We start from the raw sequence: 9229 nt of genomic DNA on the forward strand, positions 1-9229 counted from the left end.
TATCCGAGCGATCTGTTCCAAGGTGGGGCCACTGGCCCCACCCTGATGGACTCCGTTTTGCTTCACCTATTGGCTCCCGCAGGCGTCCGCCGGACGCGCTCGATGTTCCGAGCGATTTGTTCCACTCGGGGTGGTAGTACAACCATAAAAACAGCATTAAGATCATGCTGTTATGGCGTTTTCGCCACCATTTCCGCCACTCATTCATAATTAAATACTCCTTTTCTTTCAATGCGTTACACCAGCTTTGCTGGTGCGTAATGTGTATGGCTGTGAACCACCGTTTTTAAGGGCAGAATGACGGCGTGAAGAGTGGCTATGTCGTTAAGGGCTGCACTGTTCGGGGGTACTGGAACACCGCGAAGCGGATAGCGGTACAGAACCGGAACAGATCCGGAACAGATCCGGTACAAAAGTGGTACAAAACCGGGACAGAAGTGAGACATTTGCAGGGCGGGGAGGGAACAAATCGCTCGGAGGGCAACCGAGACTAATGTGCGATAGGCCGCTAAAACGCGCTGAAACCATATCCCGCAGGATCCGGCCCTCAAACCGCCTCAGAAGCGTTGCAAACTTTCAGCATGGAAACCCCTGGTAGGGGGGCGAGAACGCCGCTAAAACGCGGCTCAGGCGGTCTTTTTTCGGCAGGTGGCCCGTTTTTGGGGGTGATTTTAGCGATTTAACATAAAAGGCGTTATGCGCACCGCAATATGTGACCTTGTAATGGATTCAATATCCCCTGGCTAGTTAAGAGGGAGGTATATAAAAATACACACTTTCTTTTCCAGGAATGACGGCTAATGAAAATTACACACACACTGCCCGCTTTTACTCTGATTTTTTTACAGGCCTGTTCAACCGCGCCTTTAGAGGCACTCAACGACAAACTTAAGCAGGTTAATCAGTCGATAGCAGCATCACAATTGGCTGATGAGACTGCTAGAAAGTTAGAGAGTGACAAGTTGTTATGTGTTTCTAATCAGAGTATTCCTTCCGAGGATCTTAAGGATTGGAGTAAAGCGTCACCATCGGATGTGCAAAGAGCTGCTGAGAGTGGTGATCCTAGTGCTCAGACCGCCATGGCGGCTATTTTTCGCGAAGGAAAGCTCGTACCTCGTGATGATAGAAAAGTGTATATCTGGGGGGCTTTGGCTGTTGCGAACGGAGATCCAAGCGGACAAATATTTTGCAATGATGCTCGATCTTACTTAAGCAGAGCAGAATGGAATTGGGTGCAAGCAGCATTACCATCTTATTTACATAAATATGCTTCAAATGCTAACGGATGATTGGTTTAGCAATAATTGCGCATAAGAGAGGGGCTTACGTTAAATCGGAGCCCCTTTTCGCTGTTTTGTCATCCTGCCCAACGCTACGCTGGTGCTCTCTCTGCAGGAGATCGGCGTTAGCCGCTTTGAGGGGGGGGGGCAGCAAGTTTTGCGGTTGCACCGCGACAACACAGGGCTAACGCACGTTAGGCGCTGCGATTTTGGCAACTGCGTTCGCAATTGCCGGCTGTCGCCATCCCTCTATTTTGAGTGTAGTATCATGTAAACATTGTAGTGTAAGGAGGGGGTATGAGTGTTATGTCTGTCCGTCTGCCGGATGAGGTAGATCAACAGTTGGGACAACTAGCCCAGTCCACAGGCAGAACAAAATCGTGGTTGGCAAATCAGGCTATCCAGGATTATTTGGCGCGTGAAGCTTGGCAAGTCGCGGAAGTTGAAGCTGCATTGCTTGAAGCTGATGCGGGTGACTTTGTGCCTGAAAAGGAGATGATGGCGAAGTTTAATCGGTGGGGTATCAATGCAGGTTAAATGGCTGCGTAAGGCTGCGCTGAACCTTGAAGATGCTCACGATTATTTGGCCAAAGAGAGCCCCAGGGTTGCCCAAGAGTTTGTGTTCGAGGTGTATCGCTTGGTCAACCTGTTGGTATCACAGCCGGCGATGGGGCGGCCCGGGCGCGTTCCTGGTACACGAGAGCTTGTGGTGCAACCCTATCCGTTCCTCATTCCATACCGAGTGAAGGAGGATGAGATCCACATATTGAGGGTATTTCACACCCGCTTGCGGCTACCAAGCCATTGGTAGCTTATAGAGAAACTAATTGGGCCTCCACATGCTTGTGTGAAGGCCATTAGCTGTTATCTATCGTGTGGCGCTCACACTAGGGTAGCCTTGCCGTTAATGAACACCAGCTTTTTACCTTCGTCATTAGGCTTGATGAATGGCACGATGGCTATATTGTTCACCAAAGCGCGTTCCTTGTAGGAAAATACGTTTTCTCGCTTGGCTTGCAAGCCAAAGCCTGACTCGCGTAGCAAGACTGCCACCATCGGTTTGTTGACGTAATTTGGCATGATGGCTTTGAAATGATCGCCAGTGTAGGTGTAAGCGACGCGCACGGCGACATTGCCATCAAACCCTTTGACTGTGCAGCTATGGGTCAGGTCAAACGGGTTGTAGCCTGCCAAACCGTTGTCATGTTCGCAAGCGATGTCGCTGGCGGCCGTGTTCGCTATGTCTTGAGGTTTTTTGCCGGCCCTAACATCGCTGCCCCACGGAATGACTTTATCGAAACTTTGCTTAATAAGTGCGGAAACGAAGGCTGGGTCTGCAGGATTGTCCCCCGGTTTCAGTGGTTGAAACACAATGTGACTCAGGTTTTCCTCGACCGGAAAGGTGCCTTGCAAGGAAGTTAAAACAAACCCCAGTCCAGCCGCTCCAAACCCGCTGATATTGAAATCCTGTGGTAGCAGGGTGCCCATTGTTCCGGCGCTTATTGCCGCATCCAGTGCGCGATCGTAGCTGTTATCACTGACCAGGCCGTTATAGCCTGCCAGCCAAACCATATCGTTCGCCATGCTCTGGTGATCGAAAGCAAATTTACTGTCGAAGGTTTCCCCCGGTTTAGCAGCGCAACCACCTAACAAGGTGATCAGCAGGCTCACTCCAAGAAATTTATTGTTCACAGTCATATCCGTATTCCTATTTTTTAGGTCTCACATGATACATGACATGAAAGTAATTTTTGATTAATCAAATTGCTATTTTGATTTTGGGTATTGTCCTAGTGAGACGGGTTTGCAAGGCTGTACCTGCTCGGGGATTACCACTAGAACTAAAACTCATTTGATGGTTTACTCTTTTACTCATTAACTTAAATGAGTTATGGAGTGAGGATGCTGGTTATATCAGTGTTGAATCAGAAGGGAGGGAGTGGCAAGACCACGATTGCCACTCATCTAAGTAGGGCCTTCCAGTTGGCCGGCCATGATGTTCTATTGATCGACAGTGACCCCCAGGGGAGCGCAAGAGACTGGGCCGCTGTGCGTGATGAGCAGCCGGTTCCGGTTGTGGGAATCGACAGGCCGACCATCGAGCGTGACATAAAGGCCGTATCTCACAAAGATCTGATAGTGATTGACGGTGCCCCGCAGGCGGCTGACTTGGCTATCTCCGCCATCAAGTCCAGTCATTTGGTGCTGATCCCCGTCCAGCCCTCTCCTTATGATATTTGGGCGGCCTCCGATCTGGTTGATCTGGTGAAGCAGCGGATAGAAATGACGGATGGCCGTTTGAAGGCGGCCTTTGTGGTTAGTCGAGCCATCAAGAATACCAAGATTGGCGCTGAGATCAGAGAGGCGCTGGAAGGGTATGGTCTGCCGGTATTGACGGCGAGAGTGACCCAGAGTGTTGCTTATCCTAGCACCGCGGCGGCAGGCACAACCGTGCTTGATGCTGAACCTAACAGCAATGCAGCCCAAGAAATACGGGGCTTGGCTGGTGAAGTGTTGGCATTACTTTTATGAGTTAATGAGGGTGTGAGTAAATGAGTATGCTAAAGGCTGGCCGCCCAAGCAGTGAAAAGCGGGCTATGACGATGGGTGATATAGCAGGGAATGAGAAGTTGAAACGGGTCAATTTCGACTTACCAGAGGCTCTGCATACTCGGCTGAAAATCTATGCCGCAGCTCAAGGAAAAACGATCAAGGATGTTCTTACCGAGTTCGTTGAGGGCTTATCGTGAGTTGATGGAGCGCACTTGAAATTTGATAATCTTGTGGGGATATCCTCTCAGGATACCAAGAAGCATTTATGAAGATTATCAGGTATGTATGTGACGTTTTACTGCTAAAAACCGGCAAGATCAGCTTGCGTGGATCCGGATCCAGATCGTAATCTGTGCCTCGCAGAAACGAAAAACCGCCTTGGCGGGCGGTTTTTCGATGGTATTCAGAGTTGGCGCTCTTTGTACCAGGTAACGGCTCCGTAAGAGGGAAGCAGCTACCCAAATTCCTAATCAGTTTAGCGGCACCATGCCGTATCTTTCAAGCAAATTCCCTCTTTAACGCCCGTTACCGAAGGCCACCACCTTTGGCGCTTTGTCGTACCCGCTCGGATTGGAAGCATGAGTTTGTTGCCGTTTGTGGGTGTGGTTGGTCGGGCAGAACGGGGAAATCTCACATACTGCCCAGCGTGCGATCGCGCACCACAGCCGCCCACGATTCGCAACCGTGGGGCATTTGCAAGCAGAGCGTAACGGGGAACCAACCACGGCCAGCTCTTAAAAAAACGGCGCGGCAGTCTGGCCATCAGGCGGGGACTAAAGCAGATGCAGCAAGGACGGGGTGTGTCTCTGGAGCGCGTGAGAGGGAGCTGCCGCAAGCGGTCTCGATAGTCCGGAGCAAGGCGAGTCTATCTTGTGTAACTACGTCATCTTTAACGTAGCCAAGCAGGAGGGCTCTCCTATCTTGAAGCGCAGCGGAGAGATAGGAGAGCCCAGCCCGCTCCCTAAGGGCTGTCCATCAGGCAGTGTGTTGGGCCTGTGGGCAGTAGGGCTTATCCACGGAGCGGGTTCTTTCTTGGTTGATGCCGAGGCGTGGCGTCACCTCATCAAATAAAAAAACGATGTATCAAATTTACTTTTTGATTGGTGGCATGGGCGGAGACCCTTCACACAAGAGTATGGAAGACCCCCGCCCCATTCTTTTGCTGCTGGCTGAGGCTGTTGGTTGGGTCAACGGCTGCTCAAGTCGATCTCGATGCGCCGAAACCCGATGTTGTTGGCGGTGTTCGCGGCAGCATCCATGGTCTTGAATACCCGCCAGCCGCCACGTTGTCGTTCCAGGACAACGGTCTCGCTTTGTTTGCCGAACTTCACCAGGTGCAGATGGTAGCCGGCTCCCATCGGGGTCGGGGCGATTACCGCTTTGGCAAAGCCGCCTTGGTCGAATGTCCACTTGGCTTGTAGCTCTTCCATATCGAAATCCTTTTTTGACTAATCGATACTTTGATTTGATGTTAGCGTAGGGTGAGGTGGTTGACCAGTCCTGTCGAGGAGTTCCCACAACAGGCGCATCGCATACCAGTGATCCTGCTGTGTCCGCTCGGATAGATGGCTGTGGCGTGCCCAGTAGCGGTGTAGATGGGCCCGTCCTACCTGGGGCGGTAGCCGCACCCCCTGTTCATGCTGACGGATGTCGCTCAAGATGGTGCAGAGTCGATGCACGGTGGCTCTGCGGCTGTTTTTGCCGCCGTGTCGCAGGTAGACATCGACCCGGGCCCTGATCCACGTTTCCATGCTACTCATGATCGTTACCCCAGGTAGGAGTGAGTGACATCGATGCGGCCGTGGCCTAGCTCGCTCGCCACCTGCAGGCGGGCTTGCTGATCGAGCGTCCGCGCTGCAGCGACGTTGATCCCGAGATTCGCGGCCAAAAACCGATGATGATCGGCCCCGTGTGCCACCCCTGCGGCGACTGGGCAGGGGGCCCCGACTAGGACCGCGTAGCGATCCTGAGCGTAGGCATGGCGCTCGCTATGCGATTGGATGCCTGCCGCCCGCAGGGCTGCATAGGCCTCGACCCGAAACGCCCGATAGCTCTGCTGGCGTGGGATCATGCTGCGATCAGCGCCCTGGATCATCGCCGCGTTGGCCAACGCGAATCGCTGGGGTATTAGGCGGGTGATGGCGATATCCCGAGAACGGCCCCCCTTGGTGCCCGCCTCGATGTGGACAGTGCCGTTTTTGGCCTGTGCCAGCGCCCGGACGGCGTCCATTTTTGCGGCCTCTTCAAACCGCAGGCCCAGCTCGCGTTGTAGGGCGAGGATGGCGGCCAGCCGCTCCGGCAGCGTAGCCAGCGCGTTGTCGTGCTGCGACAGCGGGAGTGCGCGGTCGGTGGTGGCGATGCCGGTTCGGGTCGGCAGCCCCGCCTCGCGCACGGGATCGAGTCGCACAGCTCGATCGCCCCGGGCGATCTCGATCGTCCTGTTGACGGCCGAGAGCAGGTTTTGGGCGGTAGCGGGGCTGATCTCCCCCCGGTCGAGCCGTTCGATCAGGTGGGTGGCGTAGTCACGCAGGTGCGAGGTCTCGATCTGGCGCATGTCGCGGATGCCCTCATCACGCGCCCAGGCGGCGAACGAGGCCCAGCGATCGGCCATCGTGGCGATCGAGCTATGCGACTGCATCCCCTCGCGCAGGGCATGCAGTCCTGCGCGGCTCATATCTCTGGCGCCCAGGCCAAAATTTCGTGCATCGGGGTGGGAACGGTCACATCGCGCCATATCTAAACTCCATTTTGATTGGTCAAATTTGCTTTTTTGATGCCGCCATCCCCTGATACTGGTGTTGAGTGTTTTGCGCATTTTTTTCGACTGCGCGTGTCGTGGGGCATCGGGTGGTTCACTTCCTTACGCGGTGAGCGTGCTGTTGTTCCGAGGAACGGGGTGGCTGCTGTGGCAGGGGGCTTCTGCAGGCAAGGCGCTAGTCATGGTGCGACTGCGCCTAGCGTTCGGCTGGCCTGTGAGTGACGATTTCGTCGGTTTTCGTGCCAGGGAGATCTGGCGGCATGGCCCGAGGGAATTGGGGTGGCGCAGGGTGAGCGCTGGCCGTCTCTGTCAGGACAGAGACGGCAGGAGGTGGGCTATCGAGCGCATCGCATCGGCTGTTCGGTCGTAGGCTGAGGCCGAAAGTCGTACTGGGGCAGCGTTATGCTGGCGTCGATGTATGCCTGTATATCCAACGGATTGTGGCCCCGAGGGGCTGCATTACCAATGGTGTATTGCCTTGCGGCTCATGACCAACACGAAGCCGGTCGCCACGTAGCGAGCTACGCCGATGCATTTTCAGTTACATCTTCACTGCACTGCTGGCATTGGGCCTTTTTTTCAGCCGTACCGTCCACCCGCCACAAGTAGTTTTGGGTGCGCCCCTGATTATCCAGTGGAGCTAGACTGGCGAGGGTCCTTGGCCGGTTACTGATTTCAGCAATGGTCAGGGATGGTCCTCAGTTGGGGTATGGGAAAAATTTATCCCAGTATGGAGGTGGTGGCAAATGGTACGAAGAGTTAGGGAAAGCGTGAAAACATGGGGCTTTCATACAAGATCTTGTGTGAAGGACGCTGGAAAAAGTGATCTAAAAAAACTGTTTTTTGTCCCAGGGCCGCCGTTTTTTTTGCCCCAAACCTGCCCCGCAGGACCGCCCTAAAACCACGCTTAAGTAAATTACCAGTCACTAATTTTATGCGTATGGAATCGATGCCAATCAAATAACAATAGGTAACATGTGCAAACAACAAGGGCTTGCGCTGTAATGTGTTGACATGTTTTGTTTTTTGACCTGTAATGCTAATTCTAACAATGGAAAACAGGTGGCTAACATGAGAGTTGTTTTGGATCTTGGTGATGAAGTTGTGCGTGACGTGCTTGAAATCTCGGATGATGGCTCGTCTTTTGAGGATGTCATTGAGTCTCTTTTGGTTGATGCAATCCAAGGTAGAAGGCTCACTGAAATGACATTGGGGGAGGTCACAAATATCGTACAGGTTATGTTGGCGTACGCGCTTCAGGAAGCTAAACCAGTGAGTCCTTTTAAGACTAATGAGTTGTACATTAAAGCCACTGGAAATAAGTGGTCCAGGCTGAATCCATCTACAAGGAAAAGTATCGGAAGGCGCTTCCGGATGGCAATTGAGGAACATGCAGAAGAGGCATCGGATGGAGATTGCATCGTTGAATTCACAGAGAAAAACATCAATAACGCTGCCCTGTATCGGGTGACGATAAAGGGCGACGAGTTCGCTTTTGATTTGTAATCAAAAACCAGGAGTGCGGGGCATGGTCCATTTCTTGGAGGCCTGCTGTATCGCGAGAAACGCCACTTTTAGCGCAGAGTCGTCGCTCGGGAAGAGCTTCCTTTGCTTGGTCGCTTTGCGCAGCACGCTGTTCAACGACTCAATGGCATTGGTGGTGTAATCACCTTCCGGATGGCGGGTCTTTAAGACCATCGATGCAGGGGTTAACACAGCGCACACCATCGGTTTTCGCCGCATCGAGGTGGATCTAAGCAGTCTTAAGGCTGCCGCGCTGCGTTTGCCGACTCACGAACGAAGCGCGACAGACTGCGCTAGTCGCTCCCGTTTGGGAGTGTTGCCCTGATCTCCACAGGGTGGGGCCACTGGCCCCACCCTTGATGGACTATGTTTTAGGCCCCCGCGGTTGTCCGCTGGACGCGCTCGATGTTCTGTCGATTTGTTAGCGGCGAAAGCCCTGCTGCGGTGGGTGAAGGTTTAAGTCTGTCGAGCATTTTAAGAACTTATGGGGTGAGTTATGACGAGCATGGATTTTGGTGTCGGACTGTCTGTTGGGGAGTCTGGAAAAGGTTATCTTCGTGGCCAGGTCGCAGGATGGAAAGAGCAGGCCTTGAGGATGGAGAGGGAGCTTGATGATGCAAGGCATTTTGGGCATTCAACAACGTTCAAGTACAACGGCGCTATTGAGCTTATCAAGGAAATGCTTGAAGAGATCCAAGAGTCCAATCCCAATTCTCCGTTAGCCAATCGGGATTTTTTGCGGGACAGGCTCAAGGAGCTTGCCTTACAAAAGGCTTTGCAGAGCGGCTTAGTTCTGGATTATGAGAATGATCGAGTAAGCGATAAACCCTGACGCTTAACAGTGGCCCCACCCTTGATGGACTCTGTTTTGCTTCACCTATGCCGCGGTCGTCCGTTGGGCGCGCTCGATGTTCCGAGCGATTTGTTCCCGCCACGATGCAGCGGGGCAAGCGGGTGCTCGGGTATCCGAGCGATCTGTTCCAAGGTGGGGGCCCCACCCTGATGGACTCCGTTTTGCTTCACCTATTGGCTCCCGCAGGCGTCCGCTGGACGCGCTCGATGTTCCGAGCGATTTGTTCCCGCCACGATGCAGCGGGGCAAGCGGGTGCTCGGG

12 protein-coding genes and 2 pseudogenes are annotated in these 9229 nt (G+C 53.4%); 8 read left to right on the top strand and 6 right to left on the bottom strand.

What is annotated here, in order from left to right; all coding sequences use genetic code 11:
• Window positions 1-232 (bottom strand): hypothetical protein (locus VF684_RS20610; protein ID WP_440174385.1); only part of this gene is annotated, 232 nt, incomplete at its 3' end.
• A gap of 568 nt (window positions 233-800) precedes the next feature.
• Here VF684_RS20610 and VF684_RS20615 point away from each other — a divergent pair.
• The 3 genes from VF684_RS20615 (at window position 801) to VF684_RS20625 (ending at window position 2091) form a co-directional block, all read left to right on the top strand.
• Window positions 801-1289: a sel1 repeat family protein gene (locus VF684_RS20615; RefSeq protein ID WP_181497753.1), complete on the top strand. Its 489-nt coding sequence runs from the start codon at window positions 801-803 to the stop codon at window positions 1287-1289.
• Window positions 1290-1577: 288 nt separating this feature from the next.
• Window positions 1578-1817 carry a CopG family ribbon-helix-helix protein gene (locus VF684_RS20620; RefSeq protein ID WP_181497762.1) on the top strand — a complete coding sequence of 80 codons (240 nt, stop codon included), beginning with the start codon at window positions 1578-1580 and terminating at the stop codon, window positions 1815-1817.
• Entirely contained in the window at window positions 1807-2091 is a 285-nt protein-coding gene (locus VF684_RS20625; protein ID WP_181497761.1) for a type II toxin-antitoxin system RelE/ParE family toxin, read from the top strand. Before VF684_RS20620 ends, VF684_RS20625 begins: the two co-directional genes overlap by 11 nt.
• A 71-nt stretch (window positions 2092-2162) precedes the next feature.
• On the opposite strand, the gene VF684_RS20630 is transcribed toward VF684_RS20625, so the two are convergent.
• Window positions 2163-2978, bottom strand: coding sequence for a hypothetical protein (locus VF684_RS20630; RefSeq protein WP_257701455.1), 816 nt, complete (start codon window positions 2976-2978; stop codon window positions 2163-2165).
• Window positions 2979-3182: 204 nt separating this feature from the next.
• Between VF684_RS20630 and parA the strand changes: the two genes are divergently transcribed.
• Window positions 3183-3812, top strand: coding sequence for a ParA family partition ATPase (gene parA, locus VF684_RS20635; RefSeq protein WP_181497758.1), 630 nt, complete (start codon window positions 3183-3185; stop codon window positions 3810-3812).
• A gap of 20 nt (window positions 3813-3832) precedes the next feature.
• Entirely contained in the window at window positions 3833-4030 is a 198-nt protein-coding gene (locus VF684_RS20640) for a plasmid partition protein ParG (RefSeq protein WP_181497757.1), read from the top strand.
• Between the two features lie 990 nt (window positions 4031-5020).
• Here the strand turns inward: VF684_RS20640 and VF684_RS20645 are convergent.
• Genes VF684_RS20645 through VF684_RS20655 form a run of 3 tightly spaced genes read right to left on the bottom strand, consistent with a single transcriptional unit; the run spans window position 5021 to window position 6507 of the window.
• On the bottom strand, window positions 5021-5263 hold the full coding sequence (locus VF684_RS20645) for a plasmid replication protein RepB (RefSeq protein WP_181497756.1): 243 nt from the start codon (window positions 5261-5263) through the stop codon (window positions 5021-5023).
• Between the two features lie 18 nt (window positions 5264-5281).
• Window positions 5282-5584, bottom strand: coding sequence for a hypothetical protein (locus VF684_RS20650; protein ID WP_257701460.1), 303 nt, complete (start codon window positions 5582-5584; stop codon window positions 5282-5284).
• 14 nt (window positions 5585-5598) lie between these two features.
• Complete coding sequence (locus VF684_RS20655; RefSeq protein ID WP_257701462.1) at window positions 5599-6507, bottom strand: integrase domain-containing protein; 909 nt, start codon at window positions 6505-6507, stop codon at window positions 5599-5601.
• 1155 nt (window positions 6508-7662) lie between these two features.
• Here VF684_RS20655 and VF684_RS20660 point away from each other — a divergent pair.
• Window positions 7663-8097, top strand: a complete 435-nt coding sequence (locus VF684_RS20660) for a hypothetical protein (RefSeq protein WP_181497755.1) — start codon at window positions 7663-7665, stop codon at window positions 8095-8097.
• A gap of 18 nt (window positions 8098-8115) precedes the next feature.
• Here the strand turns inward: VF684_RS20660 and VF684_RS20665 are convergent.
• Window positions 8116-8256: pseudogene (locus VF684_RS20665) on the bottom strand (transposase); the annotation flags it as partial.
• Window positions 8257-8266: 10 nt separating this feature from the next.
• On the opposite strand from VF684_RS20665, the pseudogene VF684_RS20670 reads away from it, so the two are divergent.
• A pseudogene (locus tag VF684_RS20670) lies at window positions 8267-8353 on the top strand (plasmid replication protein RepB); the annotation flags it as partial.
• 258 nt (window positions 8354-8611) lie between these two features.
• Window positions 8612-8947 carry a hypothetical protein gene (locus VF684_RS20675; RefSeq protein ID WP_257701464.1) on the top strand — a complete coding sequence of 112 codons (336 nt, stop codon included), beginning with the start codon at window positions 8612-8614 and terminating at the stop codon, window positions 8945-8947.
• The last annotated feature ends 282 nt before the right edge of the window (window positions 8948-9229 follow it).

The organism is Aeromonas sp. Lyrl_2 (genome assembly GCF_051948815.1).
GTDB classification, from domain to species: domain Bacteria; phylum Pseudomonadota; class Gammaproteobacteria; order Enterobacterales; family Aeromonadaceae; genus Aeromonas; species Aeromonas veronii.

Bases quoted from the DNA above. Each gene is read 5' to 3' on its own strand.
- VF684_RS20630 (WP_257701455.1), bottom strand. From the start codon at position 2,978: ATGACTGTGAACAATAAATTTCTTGGAGTGAGCCTGCTGATCACCTTG.
- VF684_RS20675 (WP_257701464.1), top strand. From the start codon at position 8,612: ATGACGAGCATGGATTTTGGTGTCGGACTGTCTGTTGGGGAGTCTGGA.
- VF684_RS20650 (WP_257701460.1), bottom strand. From the start codon at position 5,584: ATGGAAACGTGGATCAGGGCCCGGGTCGATGTCTACCTGCGACACGGC.
- VF684_RS20625 (WP_181497761.1), top strand. From the start codon at position 1,807: ATGCAGGTTAAATGGCTGCGTAAGGCTGCGCTGAACCTTGAAGATGCT.
- parA (WP_181497758.1), top strand. From the start codon at position 3,183: ATGCTGGTTATATCAGTGTTGAATCAGAAGGGAGGGAGTGGCAAGACC.
- VF684_RS20615 (WP_181497753.1), top strand. From the start codon at position 801: ATGAAAATTACACACACACTGCCCGCTTTTACTCTGATTTTTTTACAG.
- VF684_RS20645 (WP_181497756.1), bottom strand. From the start codon at position 5,263: ATGGAAGAGCTACAAGCCAAGTGGACATTCGACCAAGGCGGCTTTGCC.
- VF684_RS20640 (WP_181497757.1), top strand. From the start codon at position 3,833: ATGAGTATGCTAAAGGCTGGCCGCCCAAGCAGTGAAAAGCGGGCTATG.
- VF684_RS20660 (WP_181497755.1), top strand. From the start codon at position 7,663: ATGAGAGTTGTTTTGGATCTTGGTGATGAAGTTGTGCGTGACGTGCTT.
- VF684_RS20620 (WP_181497762.1), top strand. From the start codon at position 1,578: ATGAGTGTTATGTCTGTCCGTCTGCCGGATGAGGTAGATCAACAGTTG.
- VF684_RS20655 (WP_257701462.1), bottom strand. From the start codon at position 6,507: ATGAGCCGCGCAGGACTGCATGCCCTGCGCGAGGGGATGCAGTCGCAT.